20 protein-coding genes and 1 pseudogene are annotated in these 22424 nt (G+C 58.9%); all 21 read left to right on the top strand.

Annotated elements, in window-relative coordinates; translation table 11 throughout:
- The first annotated feature begins 29 nt into the window (after positions 1-29).
- Positions 30-368, top strand: a complete 339-nt coding sequence (locus tag QF629_10350) for a hypothetical protein (GenBank protein MDP6013931.1) — start codon at positions 30-32, stop codon at positions 366-368.
- A 26-nt stretch (positions 369-394) separates the two neighbouring features.
- Positions 395-799 carry a methylmalonyl-CoA epimerase gene (gene mce, locus QF629_10345; protein ID MDP6013930.1) on the top strand — a complete coding sequence of 135 codons (405 nt, stop codon included), beginning with the start codon at positions 395-397 and terminating at the stop codon, positions 797-799.
- Positions 800-805: 6 nt separating this feature from the next.
- Entirely contained in the window at positions 806-1069 is a 264-nt protein-coding gene (locus tag QF629_10340; GenBank protein MDP6013929.1) for a DUF1467 family protein, read from the top strand.
- 197 nt (positions 1070-1266) lie between these two features.
- A complete protein-coding gene (locus QF629_10335; GenBank protein MDP6013928.1) occupies positions 1267-1470 on the top strand; it encodes a hypothetical protein in 204 nt (67 codons plus the stop codon).
- 140 nt (positions 1471-1610) lie between these two features.
- A complete protein-coding gene (locus QF629_10330; protein MDP6013927.1) occupies positions 1611-2930 on the top strand; it encodes a proline--tRNA ligase in 1320 nt (439 codons plus the stop codon).
- Positions 2931-4178 carry a lipoprotein-releasing ABC transporter permease subunit gene (locus QF629_10325; GenBank protein MDP6013926.1) on the top strand — a complete coding sequence of 416 codons (1248 nt, stop codon included), beginning with the start codon at positions 2931-2933 and terminating at the stop codon, positions 4176-4178.
- The gene (locus QF629_10320) at positions 4171-4863 is read left to right on the top strand and encodes an ABC transporter ATP-binding protein (GenBank protein ID MDP6013925.1); all 693 of its coding nucleotides are present in this window, start codon (positions 4171-4173) and stop codon (positions 4861-4863) included. The genes QF629_10325 and QF629_10320 overlap by 8 nt, the downstream gene beginning before the upstream one ends.
- A gap of 434 nt (positions 4864-5297) precedes the next feature.
- Positions 5298-8675 carry a DNA polymerase III subunit alpha gene (gene dnaE, locus QF629_10315; protein MDP6013924.1) on the top strand — a complete coding sequence of 1126 codons (3378 nt, stop codon included), beginning with the start codon at positions 5298-5300 and terminating at the stop codon, positions 8673-8675.
- A complete protein-coding gene (recQ, locus tag QF629_10310) occupies positions 8675-10465 on the top strand; it encodes a DNA helicase RecQ (protein MDP6013923.1) in 1791 nt (596 codons plus the stop codon). The genes dnaE and recQ overlap by 1 nt, the downstream gene beginning before the upstream one ends.
- Positions 10466-10632: 167 nt before the next feature.
- Positions 10633-11412 (top strand): annotated as a pseudogene (rpsB, locus tag QF629_10305) (30S ribosomal protein S2).
- 290 nt (positions 11413-11702) lie between these two features.
- Positions 11703-12611 carry a translation elongation factor Ts gene (gene tsf / locus QF629_10300; GenBank protein MDP6013922.1) on the top strand — a complete coding sequence of 303 codons (909 nt, stop codon included), beginning with the start codon at positions 11703-11705 and terminating at the stop codon, positions 12609-12611.
- Positions 12612-12704: 93 nt separating this feature from the next.
- A complete protein-coding gene (gene pyrH, locus QF629_10295) occupies positions 12705-13472 on the top strand; it encodes a UMP kinase (GenBank protein MDP6013921.1) in 768 nt (255 codons plus the stop codon).
- Positions 13473-13476: 4 nt separating this feature from the next.
- Positions 13477-14034 (top strand): ribosome recycling factor, encoded by a 558-nt coding sequence (frr, locus tag QF629_10290; protein MDP6013920.1) that lies wholly within the window; start codon positions 13477-13479, stop codon positions 14032-14034.
- Between the two features lie 50 nt (positions 14035-14084).
- Entirely contained in the window at positions 14085-14819 is a 735-nt protein-coding gene (locus QF629_10285) for an isoprenyl transferase (protein MDP6013919.1), read from the top strand.
- A gap of 1 nt (position 14820) precedes the next feature.
- Positions 14821-15597, top strand: a complete 777-nt coding sequence (locus QF629_10280; protein ID MDP6013918.1) for a phosphatidate cytidylyltransferase — start codon at positions 14821-14823, stop codon at positions 15595-15597.
- Entirely contained in the window at positions 15591-16775 is a 1185-nt protein-coding gene (gene dxr / locus QF629_10275; GenBank protein MDP6013917.1) for a 1-deoxy-D-xylulose-5-phosphate reductoisomerase, read from the top strand. The genes QF629_10280 and dxr overlap by 7 nt, the downstream gene beginning before the upstream one ends.
- 44 nt (positions 16776-16819) lie before the next feature.
- On the top strand, positions 16820-17953 hold the full coding sequence (gene rseP / locus QF629_10270) for an RIP metalloprotease RseP (protein ID MDP6013916.1): 1134 nt from the start codon (positions 16820-16822) through the stop codon (positions 17951-17953).
- Between the two features lie 5 nt (positions 17954-17958).
- Positions 17959-20259, top strand: a complete 2301-nt coding sequence (gene bamA / locus QF629_10265) for an outer membrane protein assembly factor BamA (GenBank protein MDP6013915.1) — start codon at positions 17959-17961, stop codon at positions 20257-20259.
- Positions 20260-20309: 50 nt separating this feature from the next.
- Entirely contained in the window at positions 20310-20879 is a 570-nt protein-coding gene (locus QF629_10260; GenBank protein ID MDP6013914.1) for an OmpH family outer membrane protein, read from the top strand.
- Positions 20880-20903: 24 nt separating this feature from the next.
- On the top strand, positions 20904-21938 hold the full coding sequence (lpxD, locus tag QF629_10255) for a UDP-3-O-(3-hydroxymyristoyl)glucosamine N-acyltransferase (GenBank protein MDP6013913.1): 1035 nt from the start codon (positions 20904-20906) through the stop codon (positions 21936-21938).
- A 12-nt stretch (positions 21939-21950) separates the two neighbouring features.
- On the top strand, positions 21951-22409 hold the full coding sequence (fabZ, locus tag QF629_10250; GenBank protein ID MDP6013912.1) for a 3-hydroxyacyl-ACP dehydratase FabZ: 459 nt from the start codon (positions 21951-21953) through the stop codon (positions 22407-22409).
- The last annotated feature ends 15 nt before the right edge of the window (positions 22410-22424 follow it).

The following is a 22424-nucleotide window of genomic DNA, read 5'->3' as shown; positions in this document are numbered from 1 at the left end:
TCGGCCGAATCGGCATATACGAAACGCTCTTGATACTGCATTTTGGCCTGGTGATCAGACTCGGCATGTCGGTCACGAACGCCATGGTGGGTGAAGCGCTGCCGCAAGAGGGCGGGCCATTTATGATGCAGGCGGCCGTGGCCATGATTACCGTTCTTGAGCCGGGTGTCACCTCGCGTATCGCTATGATTACACAGAGATTGGCGCCCGGCGCCTACCTGGTTGCGTGGGCGCCAGAACAGCGCAACGGCGACCCCTTCCGCGAGACTGGTGCGCGGGCAGTGGTGCTGGAGGGGCTAACCACGGCAGTGAAGCTTGCCGAGCGCGTGGTGATTCAGCTTGAGGACTATGCCCTGGTGGCGGTATAGCGTCAGCAAACAACGGAGGCGACGCGATGATCGGACGCTTGAACCATGTGGCGATTGCCGTGCCGGATTTGGCGGCGGCAGCGGCGATTTATGCCGATACGCTCGGCGCCGAGGTTTCCGCCCCAGTCGACCTACCGGAGCATGGCGTGTCCACGGTTTTTGTCACCTTGCCGAACACCAAAATCGAACTGCTACACCCGCTCGACGGACGCTCGCCTGCCGCGGCCTTCCTTCAGCGCAATGCCGCCGGTGGCGTGCATCACATCTGTTACGAAGTGGAGGATATCAAAGCTGCGAGCGCGCAATTGCAGGCGCAGGGCCTGCGCGTTCTGGGCGATGGCAAGCCGCGCATCGGCGCCCATGGCAAGCCGGTGCTTTTCCTGCATCCGAAGGACTTCTGCGGCACTTTGGTCGAGATCGAGCAGGTCTGAGATACTATGAGCATCTCAGGGCTCATCGTCTTTTTTGTGATTACCTGGTGGCTGGTGCTGTTCACCACCTTGCCGTTCGGCGTGCATCGCGACAAGAGCCCGGAGCCGGGCAATGACGCCGGGGCGCCGATGCAGGCCCGTATGCTCACAAAGGTGCTGGTCACCACCGGCATCACGGCGGTGATTGTGGCCGCGGTATATCTGGCAGCCGAAGCTGGCTGGCTGTCCTTGCGCGAGTGGCTGGCACCCGACCCAAAGACGTCACGCTAAGCGCAAAAAAAGCAAGGTACGTGACTCTGCAAAATATTTAGTCATCTACTTCATGATGAAGTCGCGTCACACATTATTTTTTTGAATGGGTCGCGATCGTTTGCTTTTGTTGTCCTTTCTGAACTTAGATTTCTCCATCCCAGAGTACGCCCTCTCGCCCAGTTGGCACGATAATAATACGAAGGCGCCGACCCGTCATGAATAAAGTCTTTCAAAGATTTTCCATACGTGCAGTTGCAGCCTTGTTTCTTGGCTCGAATGCGATAGCTGCCCAGAAGGCGGTGATGGTCAAGTCCACTCCCTTGTCTCACTACGTGAATTTACCACCAAAGCTGTTGGCGCTGTCACCCAATGTCGAGAGCGCCGCCGGCCTGGTGACGCTGCGCAACACCGTTTCCTAAATTCGGTGAGAAACGGCTGTCTGGCAAGGTCCAGCACGTCCTTGTCGGTGCTTGAGCCAAGTTGCAGCAGTCATTGCCATGAGGGGCAAGCGCCCCTACATTGGATTTTCCTGTTTCCCCACTCTTTCCTTAGGTTAGCCTTGCGACTTTCCGAATATTTTCTTCCCACGCTCAAGGAAAATCCGAGCGAGGCGCAGATACTCTCGCATCGGCTGATGCTACGTGCGGGCATGATCCGGCAGTCGAGCGCTGGTATTTACAGCTGGCTGCCGTTTGGCCACCGCGTGTTGCGTCGGATCGAGCAGATCGTGCGCGAGGAGATGGACGCAGCGGGCTGCCAGGAGCTACTCATGCCGGTAATACAGCCGGCGGACCTGTGGCGCGAGAGCGGTCGTTATGACGATTATGGACGGGAGATGCTGCGCATCACCGACCGGCACGAACGTGAGATGTTGTTTGGGCCAACACATGAGGAGGTTATAACGGATATATTTCGCAATAATATTAAAAGTTACCGCGATCTTCCTAAGAATTTATATCAAATTCAGTGGAAGTTTCGCGATGAGATGCGGCCACGCTTCGGCGTGATGCGCGGGCGCGAGTTCCTGATGAAGGACAACTATTCCTTCGATCTCGACATGGACGGCGCACGGCGCTCCTATAACCGCATGTTCATCGCCTATTTGCGCACATTCGCGCGCATGGGTCTGAAGGCGATCCCCATGCGCGCCGCGGCCGGGCCGATCGGCGGCAACTTGAGCCACGAGTTCATCGTGCTCGCCCATACTGGCGAGAGTCAGGTGTTCTGCGACGCTGCGCTGCTTGAGCGCGATATTCTGGCCGAGGATATCGACTATCGAGCCAATCTGGCACCGCTGGTCGAGGCCTGGACGGGCTACTATGCCGCGACGGACGAGGAGCATGATGCTGCGGCTTTTGATGCCGAGGTGGAGGCCTCGCGACAGCGCATCGCTCGCGGCATCGAGGTCGGGCATATCTTCTATTTCGGCACCAAGTACTCTAAGGCCATGGGCGCCGTCGTAACAAACGCCAACGGCGAGGCGATCACTGTCGAGATGGGGTCCTACGGCATTGGTGTCTCGCGGCTCGTCGGCACCGTCATCGAGGCAAGTCACGACGATGCGGGCATTATCTGGCCCAAGGCGGTGGCGCCGTTCCAGGTTGGCATCGTCAACCTCAAGGTTGGCGACGAGAGCTGCAATGCTGCTTGCGAAAGCCTCTATTGCCAGCTCAGCGGGGCTGGGGTGGATGTGCTCTATGACGACCGCGACGAGCGCGCCGGTGTCAAATTCGCCACCATGGAACTGATCGGTCTACCTTGGCAGCTTGTCGTCGGCCCGCGCGGCGTCAAGAACGGTACGGCAGAGCTCAAGGCCCGCGTTGGCGGTGAGGCAGAGACGCTGTCGCTGGATGTGGCATTGGCGAGGCTCGTGGGTTAAGTGTTCTCCCGCGTCGAGCGTTGGGTGGCATGGCGCTATCTGCGCGCGCGTCGGCGCGAAGGTTTTATCTCCGTCGTAGCCGGCTTCTCGTTGGTCGGCATAGCGCTCGGCGTCGCTACGCTGATCGTAGTGCTTTCAGTGATGAGCGGTTTCCGCGAAGAGCTATTGGAGCGTCTGCTGGGGATAAACGGGCATGTCACCGTTCATCCCGCGGCCTCCGCGCAAGGCATAGAGGGTTTTGATGCCTTAGCCACGACGTTGAACACTCGGGCGGATGTGCGGCGGGCAACGCCGCAAATTCAGCAACAGGTCATGATCACTAATGCCGGCCGTGCGCGTGGCGCTTTGGTCCGGGGCGTGGCTCCGGCAGAATTGCGGAAACGATCCCTAAACGCTGAGCAGATGACCGACGGGGCCTTGGCGCGTTTCGGAACTGAAGATGGGGTATTGGTTGGCGATCGACTGGCTCGCACCTTGGGCGTCCAACGGGGCGACAGTGTGACAATTGTTGCGCCGGAAGGAAAGGCGACCGTTTTTGGCACGGTTCCGCGTGCCAGGGCCTATCCGGTCCTTGGAACTTTCAAGCTGGGCATGTCGGAGTACGATAATTTGCTCGTGTTTATGCCATTGCCCCAGGCGCAACTGCATTTCCAACTGCCGGAAATGGTTAATCAGATCGAAGTGTTCGTGGACAACCCGGACTTGGCGTGGCTGGTGTCACAAGAGATCAATGCTGATGTGCTTGACGCAGCCTATGCCACGCCATGGCAGTCGAATTATCAGTATCTCGCCAATGCGCTCAAGGTGGAGCGCAACGTGATGTTTCTGATCCTGACGCTGATCATTCTTATTGCGGCCTTCAACATCATCTCCAGCCTGGTGATGCTGGTGCACGACAAGGGCAGGGGTATCGCCATCCTCCGCACCATGGGGTCGACGCAGTCAACCATTCTGCGCATCTTTTTTCTGACGGGCGCATCTATTGGTGCCGTCGGCACGCTGTCGGGCGTGATGGTAGGCGTAGCCCTTACGTTGAATATCCAAACTATTCAGGGTTGGGTAGAATCCTTATTCGGCCAAGTCTTCCCACCAGAAATCTATTACCTAACCCGCTTGCCGGCGAAGATCGATTCTGGCGAGGTCGTGACTATCGCGCTGATCAGTCTCGGGTTGTCCTTCCTGGCGACGGTTTATCCTGCTTGGCGGGCGGCGCGGCTCGACCCTGTGGAGGCGTTGCGCTATGAGTGAGCCGGTGCTCACTCTGGACGGCATCGTTCGGCACTTTGAGCAAGGTGGGCGCACCCTCGAAGTATTGCGTGGGGCGTCGCTCAGCATAGGCGAAGGAGAGATGGTTGGGCTGCTTGGGCCGTCGGGGTCTGGCAAGTCGACTTTGCTGCATATCACAGGACTTTTGGAACGTCCGGACCAAGGCAAAATGAGCATCGCTGGCCACGCGTGCGGTGGGCTTGGTGATCGCGAGCGCACGGCGCTACGGCGCAGGTTGCTCGGCTTTGTTTACCAGTTTCACCATCTGCTGCCGGAGTTCTCGGCGCTCGAGAACGTCATGCTGCCGCAGATGATTGCCGGCGCCAATCGAGCCAATGCCAAGGTCCGTGCAGGCGAGATGCTGGAACGAGTCGGCCTCTCGGACCGAACCGACCACCGCCCGGCCCAGCTTTCCGGCGGCGAGCAGCAACGGGTGGCCATGGTACGTGCTCTGGCCAACCGCCCGGCCCTGCTGCTAGCGGACGAGCCGACGGGAAATTTGGATCCCGAGACGGCCGGCCTAGTTTTCGAGGAGTTGTTGCGCCTAGTGCGTGAAGACGGTTTGAGCGCGCTGATTGCGACACACGATTCCAGCGTGGCGGCGCGTATGGACCGCTCGGTTGCTTTGACGGCTGGTACATTGGGAAAAGTGGAGAATTTGTCTTAAATTATCTTGCTAAGAGTTTGTTAATTAAAAAATTATTGACAGTCACTTAAATCTAAAGCTAGACTTTATGATAGTTCGGGCCTCCGGTGTTCTTGGTGCAGAGTTGCCCATTGCCGGGCCACAAGATCCACGTCCTCGCCATGTGTGACGACGAGTATCGATGCATTGGCGCCGATATCCATGTCGAAGAGCTTCATTCAGTTTCCATCCGGTCCAGCGAGCGGCTAACTCGCATTTAACCCTGCGACACCGGCGAGATTTGCGTAGCAAATCAGTGAACTAATCCACGCGGCCATGCGGCCCACCTACGATTCGCTATTTTCGCCGTACCATGGCGCGCCTGCCACACCTGAAACGAAGGCACGCCGCGGCTCTTGGGGCCGGGGTGACTCGTTTCGGCTCGCATGCCACCCTCACGGTTTGGGGTGTGAGCCATGCTGCACGCGGAATTCGTTCATCTCAGGGTTCATACTGCCTATTCTCTGTCCGAAGGCGCTGTCCGTATCGATGCGCTTGCTAAGCGTTGCGCGGAGCAGAGCATGCCGGCAGTGGCCATAACCGATACTGGCAATCTGTTCGGTGCGCTCGAATTCTCGCTCGCCTGCGCCGCGGAAGGCGTGCAACCGATCGTCGGCTGTCAGCTCGCAATCTCGACCGATGGTACCGAGCCGGACCAATTGGTTCTGCTTGTGCAGTCGGATGCGGGCTGGCACAACCTTATAAAGCTCGTCAGCAAGGCCTTTCTCGAAGGGCCGGAGGGAGAACCAGCACAGGTCGCGCTGACTGATCTTGAAGGCCACAGCGACGGCCTAATTGCGCTTGGTGGCGGCGTGCGCGGCCCCATCGGGCGTAAGCTTGCAGAAGACCGCAAGGCGGATGCCGAGGCCGTGTTGGAGCAGCTGAAATTGCTGTTTCCGGAGCGGCTCTATATCGAGGTGCAACGCCATGGTTTGTCGGTCGAGGATCGCGTCGAGGGACCGCTGATCGACCTCGCCTACGTCCACGACTTGCCGTTGGTGGCCACCAACGAGGCCTTTTTTGTCGACGCCACGATGCACGAAGCTCACGACGCTCTGCTGTGTATCGCGAACGGCACCTATGTCTCCCAGGACGACCGCGCGCGGGTGACTCCCAGCCACCATCTGGCGACGGCAGAGGAGATGCGCACGCTCTTCGCTGACCTGCCGGAAGCCATCGATAATACGCTGGTGATTGCTCAGCGCTGTGCCTTCATGGTGGGGCGCCACGATCCCATGTTGCCCAGCCTCCCCGAGCTGGCCGAAGGTACCAGTGAGGAAGAGAAGTTACGTGCGGATGCGAGGGTAGGCTTGGCAGAGCGACTGAAGGGCCGCGATGATGCGGATGCTTATCGTGAGCGCTTGGCTTTCGAGCTTGACGTGATCGTCGATATGGGCTTTGCGGGCTACTTCCTTATCGTCGCCGAGTTCATCCATTGGGCCAAGGAGCATGGCATTCCAGTAGGGCCAGGTCGCGGCTCAGGAGCCGGCTCCGCGGTCGCCTGGGCGCTCAAAATTACCGATCTTGACCCTTTGCGCTTCGGCCTGCTCTTCGAGCGCTTTCTAAATCCAGAGCGCGTGTCGATGCCGGATTTTGACATTGACTTCTGCCAAGATCGCCGCGACGAAGTGATCCGCCACGTGCAGGAGGAGTATGGTCGCGACCGCGTGGCCCAGATCATCACTTTCGGGAAACTGCAAGCGAGGGCGGTGCTGCGCGATGTTGGCCGCGTGCTGCAAATGCCTTATGGCCAGGTCGATAGGCTCTGTAAGCTGGTGCCGAACAACCCGGCCAATCCGGTTACGCTGCAGGAAGCCATCGACGACGAGCCACGGCTACAGGAGGCCAGGGACGAGGATCCGCAGGTCACGCGGTTGCTGCGCACCTCTCTGCAGCTCGAAGGGCTCTATCGCCATGCCTCAACCCATGCGGCGGGTCTGGTGATCGGCGATCGCCCGCTCGACGAGCTGGTACCGCTCTATCGCGATCCGCGCTCCGACATGCCGGTTACCCAGTTCAACATGAAGTATGTCGAGCAGGCGGGCCTAGTGAAGTTCGACTTCCTTGGGCTCAAGACGCTGACGGTGATTGAGCGGGCGCGACAGCTGCTCGAGCTTGGCGGCATAGCCGTGGATATCGACGATCTGCCGCTCGATGACGCCAAGACTTTTGGCTTAATGAGCCGCGGAGAGACCGTGGGCATATTCCAGTTTGAAAGCTCAGGTATGCGCAACCTCTTGCGAGAGGCGGGGGCGGACAATATCGAGGATATCATCGCGCTGGTGGCACTGTTTCGCCCCGGGCCAATGGAGAACATCCCCAAATATATCGGTTGCAAGCACGGCAACGAGGAACCCGAATTTCTGCACGAGACCATCACGCCTATCACCAAGGACACTTACGGCGTGATCATTTATCAGGAACAAGTGATGCAGATCGCCCAGGTTTTTGCTGGTTATAGCCTCGGCCAGGCCGACCTGCTACGCCGCGCCATGGGCAAAAAGATAAAGGCCGAGATGGCGGCCCATCGCCAGACCTTCACCGCAGGTGCTATGATGCGCGGGGTCGACAAAGCGCGGGCCGATTACGTCTTCAGCCTTGTTGATAAATTCGCGGGCTATGGGTTCAATAAGGCACATTCGGCCGGCTATGCGATCGTAGCCTATCAGACTGCCTGGCTTAAGGCCAATCACCCAATTGCGTTCATGGCCGCCTCCATGAGTCTCGATCGGGGAAACACGGATAAGCTCAATATTTTTCGCCAGGAGTTGGTGCGGCTGAAAATTCCTTTGCACCGGCCGGACATAAACCGCTCTGACGTGGATTTTGTCGTCGAAGGCGAGGCGATCCGCTATGCCTTGGCGGCGATCAAGAACGTTGGCGCGGCAGCGATGGCGGAGATCGTGGAGGAGCGGCAGGCGAACGGGCCGTTCCAGGACTTGTTTGATTTTGCTGACCGCATCGATTCGCGTTCGCTGAATAAGCGGCAGCTGGAAAACCTAGCCAAGGCTGGCGCCTTTGATAGTCTCGATCCCAACCGGGCGCAAGTGGTGACTGCTGCCGACCTGTTGCTGCGCTACTCAAATTTAATGAGAGAGGAGCAGGCGAGTAACCAAGAAAGCCTGTTTGGGGATGGGCCGGTCGTATCTAACCCGCCGCTGCCTGTGGTTGCCGAATGGCCCATGGTAGAGCGCCTGCAAAACGAGTTTGAGGCTCTTGGCTTCTATCTATCGGCGCATCCGCTCGACGCCTACGCAGGGAATCTGGAAAGGCTTGGCATCAGTTCCTTCGCTAGTCTTGCCGAGGCAACGAGCGGCAATGTTGCCGTGGCTGGAGTTGTCTTGGGCAAGCAGGAGCGCAATTCTCGGCGTGGCCGGTTTGCCTTCGTGCAGATGTCGGATCAGAGCGGCTTGTTTGAGGTTGCCATTTTCTCTGACCGTTACGCGGAGGCGCGAGAATTGATCGAGCCGGGTCAGATGCTGCGCATTGAGGTGGGCCTGCGGCGCGAAGATGAGCAGACGCGTCTGACCGCGCGAAAGGTTGAGGCGCTCGATGATCGTGCTGCACTCGCCTGCGCCGGTTACAAGGTATTCCTTGCCTCGGATGTTACCTTGACGGCGCTCAAGGGCGTGGTCGAGCGGGAGCGCGACGGCACCGGAAAGCTCAGCCTAATGGTGCCAGTGGATGACGGCGACGAGATCAAGATCGATCTCGAGGGCCGCTATGCCGTTAGTCCAGCTGCGCGTGCGGCGCTAAAAGCGGTTCCTGGTGTGGTGGACGTGCACGACCTTTGATGACTACGGACAAGCGACATGTCCTAAGCGAGATATTCGGCTTTGAGGATTTTCGCCTGGGCCAGGAGGACGTCGTCGATACTCTACTGGCCGGTGAGGACGTGCTAGCCGTCATGCCGACTGGTGCCGGCAAATCGCTCTGTTTCCAGGTGCCGGCCCTGGTGCTCGGCGGGCTAACCGTGGTGGTCTCGCCATTGGTCGCGCTGATGCAGGATCAGGTCGAAGGCCTGCGCTTTGCCGGGGTGGCGGCCGATACCATCAATTCGTCCCGGCTGCGCGAGGATAACGTGGAGGCATGGCGCCGCGTTCAGGCGGGCAAGACAGCGCTTCTCTATCTCGCGCCCGAACGCCTGATGGCTGAGCGCATGATGGCCGCGCTAGAAAAATTACCTGTGTGTCTGATCGTCGTCGACGAAGCGCATTGCATCTCCCAATGGGGCCCAGCTTTTCGACCAGAATATGCGCTGCTTGGCGAACTGCGTGCACGTTTTTCTGGCGTGCCTATTGCCGCGTTCACGGCCACGGCGGACGAGATCACTCGGGGCGATATTCGAGCACGACTTCTCGCCGGTGGTGGCAGAGTCTTTGTCTCGGGCTTTGACCGGCCCAATATCCGCCTTGCGGTGTCGGCTCGGCGTGACGCGAAGGGCCAGCTCGCCAGTTTCATGGCCGAGCATCGCGGCGAGAGCGGCGTCGTCTATTGTTTGTCGCGGCGTAAGACGGAAGAGATGGCGGCATATCTGGCTGACAAAGGTTATTTGGCGCTGCCTTATCACGCGGGTATGGACAAGCGCGCGCGCGATGAGTCCCAGAATATCTTTATGACCGAGCCCGGCGTGGTCATTGTTGCCACCATCGCTTTCGGCATGGGTATAGACAAGCCCGATGTCCGCTTCGTCTTTCATTGTGATTTGCCTGGCAGCATCGAGGCCTATTACCAGGAGATCGGTCGCGCTGGGCGAGATGGCGACCCGGCCGAAGCGCAAATGCTATATGGGCTCGACGACATCCGCATGCGGCGCATGTTCATCGAGCAGGAGAACAGCGATGACAGCCGTCAGCGCCGTGAGCACCGCCGACTCGACGCGCTGATCTCCTATTGCGAGGCACCGGAATGCCGCCGCCGCAGCCTGCTCGAATACTTTGGCGAAACGGCGGCGCCGTGTGGCAATTGCGATGTTTGCCTAGATCCGGTGCCCATCAGCGATGGCAGTGAGGACGGCCGCAAGGTGCTATCTGTCATCCGCCGCATGGGTCAGCGCTTCGGAGTGGCCCATGTCATCGATATTCTCTGCGGCACGTATACGAAAAAGGTCGAACGCTTCGGCCATCAAGATCTGTCCACTTTCGGCGTCGGTGCGGCGCGCAAGAAGACCGAATGGCGCTCATTTATGCGCCAGCTGGTCGCGGCCGGTTTTTTGCGCATCGATATCCAAGGCCACGGCGCACTGACCATTACGGCCAAAGGCAGGGCGCTGCTCAGTGGCGACGAGACCTTCGGGTATCGTCAGGACGCAATACGCCGCGCCGCCGGCCACAAGTCCCGCAAAGTGGTGCCGGATACCCTCGCCAATATCGACGCAGATTTGCTAATTCGGCTCAAGACTCTGCGCCTCAATCTGGCCAAGGCGCGTGGTGTGCCTGCTTATATTATTTTCAGCGACCGTACCCTTGTCGATATGGCTGCACGCAAGCCACAGACCCATGACGAGTTAGCCACCGTTCACGGCGTTGGCGAGGCTAAGCTGCGCGACTTCGCGGAGCCCTTCCTGGTGGAGATCGGCCGGTAGTAGCACTCTGGGCTTGCCATTGCGACGGGTTGGGGGTATGTCGCGCGGCACGTTATTACTCACGCGAGCGAACGGGGGTGCGCCGCAGCGCATCACTGATCCGGTGCCGGGCCTAACGGTCTGGCTTGCGGCTCGCGGTGGTACAACCGGATTAAGGAAACAGATCCATGGCAGAAGTCCCCACCTTCACCATGCGCCAGCTCTTGGAAGCCGGCGTGCATTTTGGCCATCAGACCCATCGCTGGAACCCGAAGATGGATCCCTATCTGTTTGGGGTGCGCAGTGGCGTTCATATCATCGACCTACAGCAATCCGTGCCCATGATCTACCGTGCGCTGGAGTTCGTTCAGGGTGTGGTTTCGCAGGGCGGGCGCGTGCTTTTCGTGGGTACCAAACGCCAGGCGCAGGAGCCGGTCGCCTCCGCGGCCAAACGCTGCGGGCAGTATTTCGTCAATCACCGTTGGCTCGGCGGCATGCTGACCAATTGGCGTACGGTCTCGAACTCGATTAGTCGGCTGCGCACCCTTGACCAACAGCTCGACGAGCAGGGAAGTGGCCTGACCAAGAAAGAGTTGCTTAGACTTAATCGCGAACGCGATCGTCTGGAACGCACGCTCGGCGGTATCCGCGAGATGGGCGGGCTTCCGGATGCCCTGTTCATCATCGACACCAACAAAGAAGAGATTGCCAAGCACGAGGCTGCGAAACTTGGCATTCCTGTGATTGCCGTGGTTGATAGCAACAGTGATCCCGAGGGCATCAACTACCCGATCCCGGGCAATGATGATGCGACCCGTGCCATTAACCTCTATTGCGATCTCGTCGCAAAGGCGGTGCTCGGCGGCCTCCAGGCCGAATTGGTGGCCCGAGACAGCGATGTTGGCGCCAGCGAGAAAGGCATGGTTGAGGAGTTGCCGGTGGAGATCGAGGCATCCACCTCGGAAGCAGAGTCAGAGACCAAGACCAAGACCAAGATCAAGATAGAACAACCCGCCGAAGCGGAGGCGCCGGCCGCGGAAGCTGTTGGTGATGCCGAGTCAGAGACCAAGACCAATACCGAGACAGAACGATCCTCCGAAGAGGAGGTGTCGACCGCGGAAGCTGTTGGTGATGCCAAGGCATCCACCTCGGAAGCTGAGTCAGAGACCAAGACCGAGACAGAACGATCCTCCGAAGCGGTGGTGCCGGCTGAAGAAGTCGTCGGCGAAACTGTCACGGAAAAGGGAGCGTAAGCAAGATGGCGCAAATAACGGCGTCCATGGTTAAGGAACTCCGCGACAAGACTGGCGCGGGCATGATGGACTGCAAGAAGGCGCTCAACGAAACGGAGGCCGATTTCGAGGCGGCCGTAGATTGGTTGCGCACGAAGGGCCTAGCAGCTGCTGCCAAGAAGGCTGGACGCGTTGCTGCGGAGGGCCTTATCGGCGTTGCGGTCAGCGGCACGAAGGGTGTGGTTGTGGAGGTTAATTCCGAGACTGATTTCGTAGCCCGCAACGAAGACTTTCAGGGCTTCGTGAGCGCCACAACTCGAGCGGCGCTTGAGGTCGGCGGTGATATGAGAAAGCTTGGCGAGAGTGAAGTTGCCAAGAGCTTAACCGACCTGATTGGCAGCATCGGCGAGAATTTAGTGCTGCGCCGCAGTAATGGCCTGTCGGTGGATGAGGGCGCCGTCGTCAGCTACATGCACAACAGTGTCATGCCCAATCTCGGCAAGATCGGTGTTCTCGTGGCGCTGAGTTCGATAGCCGATCAGGCCGCGCTGGTAGCTTTTGGCAAGCAACTCGCGATGCATGTGGCCGCGGCGCGGCCAGAGGCGCTGACTCGTGACGATCTTGATCCGGTAAAGGTGGGGCGCGAGCGTGCGCTGCTCACTGAGCAGGCTAAAGAATCGGGTCAGCCCGACAATGTGGTGGAAAAGATGGTTGAAGGCCGTCTGCGCAAGAACTACTACGGCGAGGTAGTGCTCGAAGAGCAAATCTTCGTTATAGACGGCAAGACAAAGGTCGCCGATGCCGTTGCCGCTGCCGCCAATGAAGCGGGCGCGCCTATCGCCATCGCAGGGTTCCTGCGATTTGAACTCGGCGAGGGTGTCGAGAAGGGCGAAGACGACTTTGCCGCCGAGGTCGCCGCTCAGGCTGGAGTCTAATCGGGCCTCCCATCGCCCCCCCCATCGCGTATACTGTGGGCCCAAGGTGCGGATTCCGTTTCGCGCCAGTGGCGATCGGGATAATGGGGGTAAATGGTGGCATCTGAGCAAGCGGAGAAAGCCCAACCAACCCCGGTTGCGGGCGGCGAGCGGTATGAACGGGTACTCCTTAAGCTGTCTGGTGAAGCGCTGATGGGTGCCCAGCCTTACGGCCTAGATTCGGTAACCGTCCAACAGATTGCAGAAGATATTTTTGCGGTCCACCGGACCGGCGTACAAATCTGCGTGGTGGTGGGCGCTGGCAATATTTTCCGGGGCATGGCCGGTGTGGCGGCGGGGATAGACCGAGTGACGGCGGACGGCATGGGCATGCTGGCGACAGTGATAAACGCACTTGGCCTGCAGAGTTGCCTCGAGGAGCTTGGCGTTACCACGCGGGTGCTTTCCGCTATCCCGATGCAGACTATCTGCGAGCCCTATATCCGCCGCCGCGCCACGCGGCACATGGAGAAGGGGCGTGTGGTTATTTGTGCTGCCGGCTCCGGCAATCCCTACTTCACCACCGACACGGCCGCGGCATTGCGTGCTGCTGAGCTTGGCTGTGATGCACTTTTGAAGGGCACGCAAGTCGATGGTGTGTATTCTGATGACCCCAAGAAAAACCCTTTAGCCGAACGATTTGCCAGACTAAGCTATGATAGAGTCTTGAGTGAGGGGCTGAAGGTGATGGATGCGGCGGCTATAGCCCTGGCACGTGAAAACAGCATTCCGATTCTTGTATTCTCGATACACATTCCTGGGGCGTTCCCCGAAGTTGTCTGCGGCCGCGGGACGTTCACTGTAATCAACGAAGAAGGATAGGCGTATGGCTGGCTTCGATCTCAAGGGTTTGGAGCGCCGAATGGAAGGTGCCCTGGAGGTACTCAAGCGCGAATATGGGGGATTGCGGACCGGCCGCGCATCGCCGAGCCTGCTGGAGCATGTGACGGCGGAGGCGTACGGATCGGAAATGCCGCTCGATCAATTGGCCACGGTCTCGGCACCGGAGCCGCGCTTGCTTACAGCGCAGGTTTGGGACAAGTCACTGGTCAAGGCGGTAGAGACAGCGATTCGCGATGCCGATCTTGGCCTCAATCCCATGAGCGACGGGCAATTGGTACGGGTGCCAATCCCTGAACTCACCGAAGAGCGCCGTCACGAGCTGGTCAAAGTCGCCCACAAGTATGCTGAGGAGGCGCGGGTCGCGGTGCGCAATGTCCGCAGGGATGGCATGGATACCCTCAAGCGCATGGAACGCGAGGGCGATATCTCGCAGGACGAGCATCACGAGCAGGCGGACGTGGTACAGAAACTGACTGATGGGGTTATAGCGCGGATCGGCGAGACCATGGAGAGCAAGGAGCAGGACGTCCTGCGCGTATGATGATCTTGGCTGCGACGCCGCCGGAATAAGAATCGGGAATCCTTGAGGATATGGCACGCGCTGTTACGCATCTGGCATCATCGCCGCCGCCACGCCACGTGGCAATCATAATGGACGGCAACGGGCGCTGGGCGGCGAGCCGCGGGCTACCGCGGGTCGCTGGGCACAATCGCGGGGCCGATGCCGTGCGCAGTGCAGTCCGAAATTGCATCGACCTTGGTATAGCTTATCTGACCCTCTATGCGTTTTCATCGGAGAACTGGAAGCGCCCCGCCGACGAGGTGAGCGACCTGATGGAGCTTCTCAGGCTCTATCTGAGGCGCGAATTAGAGGATCTTTGTAAGAACGGTGTCAAATTGAAAGTGATCGGCGATCGCGCCGCTTTGGACGATGATATCCAGACGCTCATCGGGGATGCGGAACGCCAGACCAAGGACAACGAAGCGCTAACGGTGACGGTCGCGCTCAACTACGGTGGTCGCAACGAGATTATTGGCGCTGCGCGAGCGATCGGGGAGGCCGTCGGCTCCGGCGCGTTACGCCCCGATGACGTGACAGCCGACGTGTTCGAAGCGCACCTTCATACTCGTGGGCTGCCCGACCCGGACCTGATCATCCGTACCTCCGGTGAGCATCGGTTGAGCAATTTTTTACTCTGGCAGTGTGCCTATGCTGAGCTCGTTTTTACACCCGTTTTGTGGCCCGATTTCGGCATTGAAGAACTGATCGCCGCGATACGCGAATATCGCAGTCGCGAACGCCGCTATGGTGGGGCGGGCTGCTGACGTGACGGTTGGCAGCGAGTTGCGAACCCGCATCGTGGCGGCGGGTGTGCTTGCGCCGCTGGTTTTGGGATTGGTTTGGCTGGGCGGCCTGGCATTTTCTGCGCTCGTCATGCTGGCGGCTATCGTGATGGCCTATGAGTGGCAGGCTTTGATGGCGGATTCGTCAGCCGTAACGGTCTCGGCCGCGGTCGTGGGCGCGATCGGGCTGATGACCTTCGCGGAGCCGCTGTTTGCGTTGCTGCCGTTGCTAATCGCAGCAATCCTGGTAACGCGTTCTGGAGCTAGGCTTTCGGCACTGGGCTCCGTCTATGTTGGGCTGCCGTGCCTGGCTTTGATTTGGTTGCGGCAGCAGCCGGAAACCGGCCTGGCGTCGGTGGTTTGGCTGTTGGCGGTGGTGTGGGCAACGGATGTCGGCGCCTATGCATTCGGGCGTGCGCTCGGCGGGCCACGCCTGGCGCCGCGGCTTAGCTCCGCGAAGACATGGGCCGGCCTACTCGGCGGTATGGTTTTGGCGGCGGTGGCCGGTGTTGCCGTCGCAGCGGTTCTTGGCCTTAGCCCAGCTGTTCGACCGGTACTTACCGCGGCTGGCTTAGCCGTATTGGCCCAGGTCGGTGATTTGTTCGAATCTTGGCTCAAGCGCCGCCGCGGCGTGAAGGATTCCGGCAGTCTGATTCCCGGCCACGGTGGTCTGCTCGACCGGGTCGACGGCATGATGATAGCGACGCCTGCACTGGCCTTTCTGTTACTAGTCGCAAATGGCGAGGCCCGCTCATGGTAATGGTGGGCGTCGACAGCGCCCATGAGGTGCGCAGCATTACGATACTGGGCTCAACGGGCTCGGTGGGCTGTAGCACCGTGGGCCTGATCGAGGCTGAGCGCGAGCGTTACGTGGTTGAGGCTATTACCGCCAATCGCAATGTGGACAGATTGGCGGAGCAGGCGCGGCGTCTGCGGCCGAGACTGGCTGTGATCGCCGACGAGGGCCTTTATTCTGAGCTGAAGGTGGCTTTGGCTGGCACCGGTGTTGAAAGTGCTGCAGGAGCGAGTGGCCTGCTGGAAGCCGCCGACATGCCTGCTGAGCGCGTCATGGCGGCGATTGTCGGGGCTGCTGGTCTAGCGCCGATCCTCACCAGCGTGCGGCGCGGGGCCACGGTGGCGCTCGCCAACAAAGAGTGCTTGGTCTGTGCCGGCGAGCTTATGCTGGGCGAGGTGGCACACCATGGCGCGACCTTGCTGCCGGTCGATTCCGAGCACAACGCAATTTTTCAGGTGTTCGATTTTGATCAGCCGGAGCGCGTCGAGAAGATCGTCCTTACGGCATCGGGCGGGCCGTTCCGCAAGGCCGATACAGCAGCGATGGCGATGGCGACCCCAAAGCAGGCGGTCGCTCATCCGAATTGGGATATGGGCGCTAAGGTTTCGGTTGACTCCGCCACCATGATGAACAAAGGCCTGGAGATGATCGAGGCCCTGCATCTATTCCCCATATCGGCTGGGCAGATCGAGGTGCTGATCCACCCGCAATCGGTAGTGCACAGCATGGTAGGCTATTGTGACGGCTCCGTACTGGCACAATTGGGTTCGCCCGATATGCGCACGCCCATCGCCTACAGCCTGGCCTGGCCGCAGCGCATGGAAGTACCGGTGCCACGGCTTAACTTGGTTGATATTGCCAGCCTTACCTTCGAAGCTCCGGACGAGACGCGCTTTCCGGCACTGAGACTTGCGGCGGCTGCCCTGCGCAGTCCCAGCGGCTTCGCCACCGCGATGAATGCCGCCAACGAGGTTGCCGTACAGGGATTCTTGAATGAGCGCCTCGGCTTCCTAGATATTATTGCTACGGTCGAACGCACTTTGCAGGCTCTCGATCCGGGTGCCGTGTCCTCGCTCGAGGACGTCGATGCGATAGACAGCGCGGCCCGGCGCGTGGCCGCAGGATTTATCAACAGAGCCTGAGGGTGTTTGCGCTTGGCCGGATATCGATATTACAACGGTAGACCATGGAAATAGCAGTCGATTTTGGTCACTCCACCCTAGCATTCTTGATCGTTCTGACTGTCGTGGTGTTCATCCACGAGTTCGGGCATTACTGGGCGGCTAGGCTCTGTGGCGTGCGCGTGGAGGTCTTCTCGGTGGGTTTTGGTCGGGAGCTGTTCGGCCGCACCGATAAGCACGGTACCCGCTGGAAGGTCGGCCTTTTCCCGCTTGGCGGCTATGTGCGATTTTTCGGCGATGATTCCGTGATCAGCAATCCGGGCGCCGAAACCAAGGGAATGAGTCTTGAGGATAAGGCGTTGTGTTTTCACCACAAACCGCTGCGTCAGCGTGCGGCGATCGTCGCAGCTGGGCCGATGGCCAACTTCGTGCTCTCGATCGTACTGCTTAGCGTCATGTTCGTCTTCGTCGGACGCGGTTATACGCCGGCCGTAGTCGATACGGTATTACCCGACTCCGCCGCAGCCGAAGCAGGCTTCCAACCTGGTGACCGCGTCGTCGGCATAGACGACCGGATCATCGAGCGCTTCGAGGTGCTGCGCGATATCGTCATGTTCTCGCCGGGCGTGGCTATGGTCATGACCATCGAGCGAGATGGGGAGCGGATACGGCTGAATGTCACGCCACGTGTTTTCGAGTATGAGGATTCGCTCGGCAATATGCACAATGTCGGCCGGTTGGGGATCAGCGTTGCGGCGCGCGAATATATCAAGATGTCGCCTTTTCCGGCAGTGCCGGCGGCAGTGGTTGATACTTACGGCTTGGTCAGCCGTTCGTTGCAAGGCTTGGTCGAGGTGGTCATCGGCAAGCGCGATTCTAGCGAACTCGGTGGACCTATTATGATCGCCCAGATGTCGGGTAAGAGCGCGGAAGCCGGATTCCTCGCCGTCGTGCATTTCATTGTTCTACTGTCAGCGTCGCTGGGGTTGATCAACCTGTTTCCAATACCGCTTCTGGATGGCGGTCATTTGGTCTTCTATTCGGTCGAGGCGGTGCGCGGTAGACCGTTGAGCATTCGGGCTCAGGAATATGGGTATATGGTGGGCTTGGCGGTTGTGGTAACACTCATGTTAGTGGTTACGGTCAACGATCTCAGTCGGCCGTCGGTGCTTGAGTTCTTCAGTAGGTTGGTGGGCTAGAAAACATGCCGAGGTGGGGGAGCGTGCTGGCTCGCTGGCAAGCCTGTATCTTGGGGTCTGCTATCGCAGTATCGTTGGAAATCTCTGGTTTGGCACTGGCCCAGACCTCGGATCCGGCCGATTTGATCCGAGCTATACGTGTCGAAGGTAACCAGCGCATCGAGAGTGCCACGGTCATCTCATACATGAAGCTGGTCACCGGCGACCGCTTCGACAATATCCGGACAAACGAATCACTGAAGTCGCTTTTTGGCACCGGGCTGTTTGCCGACGTTAAGTTGGTGCGCGAAGGCAGCACCCTGATTGTGCACGTGATCGAGAATCCGATTGTCAACCGGCTGGCTTTCGAGGGTAATCGCCGCATCAAGGACGACGTACTATCGGGCGAAGTTCAATTGCGCCCGCGTACGGTCTACACGCGCACTCGGGTGCAGAGTGACGTGGCGCGCCTGCGCGACGTCTACCGCCGCAGCGGTCGTTTCGCCGCCACCATCGAGCCAAAAGTAGTTCAGCAGGCCCAGAACCGCGTCGACTTGATCTTTGAAATCAACGAAGGGGCACTAAGCGGTGTGCAACGCATCGTGTTTATCGGCAACAAGAATTTCAGCGATTCGACCCTGCGCGAAGTGATTGAGAGCAAGCAGACGCGCTGGTGGCGTTTCTTCAGCAGCAGTGATTCCTATGACCCAGACCGCCTCAGCTTCGACCGCGAGCTGTTGCGGCGCTTCTATCTGAAAGAGGGGTTCGCCGATTTCCACGTTACCGGCGCTGTAGCCGAGCTTGCGCCCGATCGTAGCAACTTCTTCGTGACTTTCACGATCGGCGAGGGTGAGCGCTACCGCTTCGGCAATGTGAACCTAGTCAACGAGCTGTTGGAATTCGATGTGGCCACTATCGAAAACGATGTCGGCACGGAAACCGGCGACTGGTATAATGCCGAGGCCGTCGAGGAGACTATCGAGGACCTCACCGAAGAAATCGGTAGCCAAGGTTTTGCCTTCGTCGATATCCAACCTGATGTGGTGCGACGGCACGACGATCTTACCATTGATGTTGACTACCGCATCCGCGAGGGCGATAGGGTCTATGTCCAGCGCATCGATATTACTGGTAATGTGCGCACGCTCGATCGCATAATCCGGCGCAATGTCCGCCTTGCCGAAGGCGATGCGTTCAATACTGCGCGCATCCGCCGCTCACGGACGCTGATTCAGAATCTCGGCTTCTTCTCGCGTGTCGACATCAACGACCAACCGGGAGACGCGCCTGACCAGGCTGTGATCAATGTGGATGTTGAGGAACAATCGACAGGCGAGGTGACCTTTGGCGGGGGCTTCTCCTCGACCGAAGGGCCGACCGGCTCGATCGGTGTTCGCGAGCGTAATCTGCTCGGCCGAGGGCAAGATATTTCGCTGCAGTTCGTGATTTCAGCTGTCACGCAGGACCTGGACTTCAGCTTCACCGAGCCGTATTTTCTGAATCGGGAATTCGCGGCTGGGTTCGATATCTTTCGGCGGGAACGCGAGTATCAGAATAGCGCATTTAACAAACGTGACGTCGGCTTCGCCTTGCGGTCTGGCTATCCGTTGGCCGAATATCTGTTGCAGACTCTTCGCTATACCCTGGCAAACGAAGAGATCATTGCTGACAGTGATGCTTCGGCGACGGTCAAGGAACAGGCGGGAGAGAGCCTAATATCTCGCCTTAACCAGACCTTGATGTACGACCGCCGTAACAGAAACGTCGATCCGACAGAAGGGTATTTCGCTCGCATGTCCACCTCTTTGGCTGGGATAGGCGGCGATAAGAACTACTTCTCGCAGTCGGCGGGTGTTGGCTACTACTACACGCCTTGGGACGACCTGACCGCCTCTAGCTTGGCCGAGTTTGCTTACATTTTTCCCACCACCGGCGACAACATAGAGGTCGGCGAGCGCTTCTTCCTCGGCGGCAATAGCTTCCGCGGATTTGCCCCATCGGGCGTCGGTCCACGGGACCTTTCGGTTGACAGCGCAGTTGGCGGCAACTTGATGTACAAAGGCACCTTGGAGCTTGGATTCCCGATCGGCCTGCCGAACGAGCTCGGTATCAAAGGCAGGGTCTTTTCCATTGCGGGCAGCTTGACAGAAGTGGATAACGCAGCATCTACTGTCAGCGACACGGGGTCGTTGCGCGTGAGTATGGGTGCTGGGCTATCCTGGGCCTCGCCCTTTGGACCTGTTCGGATCGATATTACTAAAGCTGTGGTCAAGGAATCTTTCGACGATACTGAGATTCTCAGCTTTGGATTCGGCTCTGTTTTCTGAAATCCATGTTAAATCTTGCTAATGCAACGTATTCATTTGGAAACCTCGTCATGATACGGATACTTGGTGCGCGACTGAGCGCATCCCTTGTTGCGGTTACGATCATTCTGCTTGGCGTGCACTCGGTCGTGGCACAGGATGATGACCGCACACCCAGAATCGGCGTTGTCGACTTGCAGCGTATCCTGCAGAAATCTGTCGCGGCGGAGAAGGTTAGAGTCGAAATCGAGAGTCGCCAAACGCAATATCGCCAAGATATAGGCGCTCGGGAAAATGCCTTACGCGAACAACAGCAGGAGTTGGAACGCCAACGAACGATACTGTCCCCAGAAGCGTTTACTGAACGTGAGCTCGAGTTCACCAAGGCCGTCGAAGCCCTCCAGCGCGAGGTGGGCGTGCGCAATCGCCAGCTAGAGGAGAGCCTTGCCTATGGCATGCAAAGGGTTCAAGTCGAAACGCTCAAGATCATAGCCCGTATTGCTGACGAATTAGCTCTCGGCCTCGTTCTTGATAAGTCGCAGTTGTTGCTGATGGCCACGGACCTGGAATTTTCCGAGCAGGCACTGGAACAGCTCAATGCCGAGGTGACCTCGGTCCCTACCACACCGCCGGTCGAGTAGAGGCCCGGCGGGAGCCCGCCCCTGATGGCCGATCCTCGTTTCTTTCCGGCACCATCCCCAATACGACTTTCCGAGTTGGCTAAAATTGCTAACGCGACCTTACCCGCTGACGCAGATCCGGATCGAAGTTTTAGCGACGTGGCGCCGCTCGATAGCGCCGGTCCCAAACATGTAAGTTTCTTCGAGAATCAGAAATATCTTGGCGCGCTTGCAGGGACCTCTGCCGGGGCGATCATCCTTGCCGAGAGGGTGCGGGAGCGGGCACCAAATAGCGCGATCTTGCTCATCAGCGACGACCCCTATCGCGCCTACGCTCGCATAGCGAGCGCCTTCTATCCGGTGACTCGTATCGAGGCGCCAGGTGTGGCTGCTGGCAGTTACGTTGCCGGTGATGCAGTACTTGGAACAGGATGCCAGGTCGATGTGGGGGCCGTGATCGGTCCAGGCGCCTGCCTAGGCTCAGGCTGCCGCGTGCGCGCTAATGCCGTGATCGGCCGTAACGTAGAGGTCGGCGATGATTGTGATATCGGCGCCTGCGCATCGCTGAGTCATTGCCTAGTCGGCAACCGTGTGATTCTTTATCCTGGCGCGCGCATCGGTCAGGACGGATACGGTTTTGCCATGTCTGCGCAAGGCCACGAGAAGGTTCCCCAACTAGGGCGCGTCATCATAGAGGATGATGTCGAGATCGGAGCCAACAGCTCGATTGATCGTGGGGCTGGCCCTGATACACTGATCGGCGCGGGCTGCAAAATCGATAATCTAGTCCAGATCGGCCACAACGTGCGTCTCGGTTCCGGCTGTGTGGTGGTCGCTCAGGTCGGGATATCTGGCAGTACGGAAGTCGGTAGCTTTACCGTGATAGCAGGACAGGTTGGAATCGCTGGACATCTTAAGATCGGTGCCGGCGCAACGATCGCCGCGAAATCGGGTGTCGCGCGTGATGTCCCGGCCGGCGAGACGGTGGGAGGCATTCCGGCCCAACCGGTTCGCCAATGGCGGCGTTCTATGGCGGCTGTGGCACGGCTTGGAAAAACCTCTGGGCGAAAAGGAGGGTAGACCGTGGACGATATGGAGACCGTTCCGGACACTGTGATTGAAGTGGCGCGGATCATGGAGATGATTCCTCACCGCTATCCGTTCTTGCTCGTCGACAGGATCGTGAATCTGGTGCCGGGCGCGACCGCAACCGGACTTAAGAATGTGACCTTCAATGAACCCTATTTTGCGGGCCATTTTCCGGGTGTACCGGTTATGCCGGGCGTGTTGATCATTGAATCCATGGCGCAAACTTCGGCGCTACTCGTGGTGGCGACGTTGGGGCCCGATGCCGAGGGTAAGCTTGTTTATTTTATGAGTATAGACGGTGCGCGCTTCCGTAAGCCTGTGGTGCCGGGAGACAGCATGCTGGTTACGGTCAAACGCTTGCAGAATCGCCGTAACGTTTGGAAGTTTAGTTGTTGCGCAAAGGTGGAGGACAATTTGGTTGCGGAGGCAACGATTGCCGCTATGATTATGGATAAATCTTGAGTACCAATGAGGAAG

The organism is Alphaproteobacteria bacterium, assembly GCA_030739735.1.
Taxonomy (GTDB): domain Bacteria; phylum Pseudomonadota; class Alphaproteobacteria; order UBA7887; family UBA7887; genus UBA7887.
This window is presented reverse-complemented; position numbering and strand designations above follow the sequence as displayed.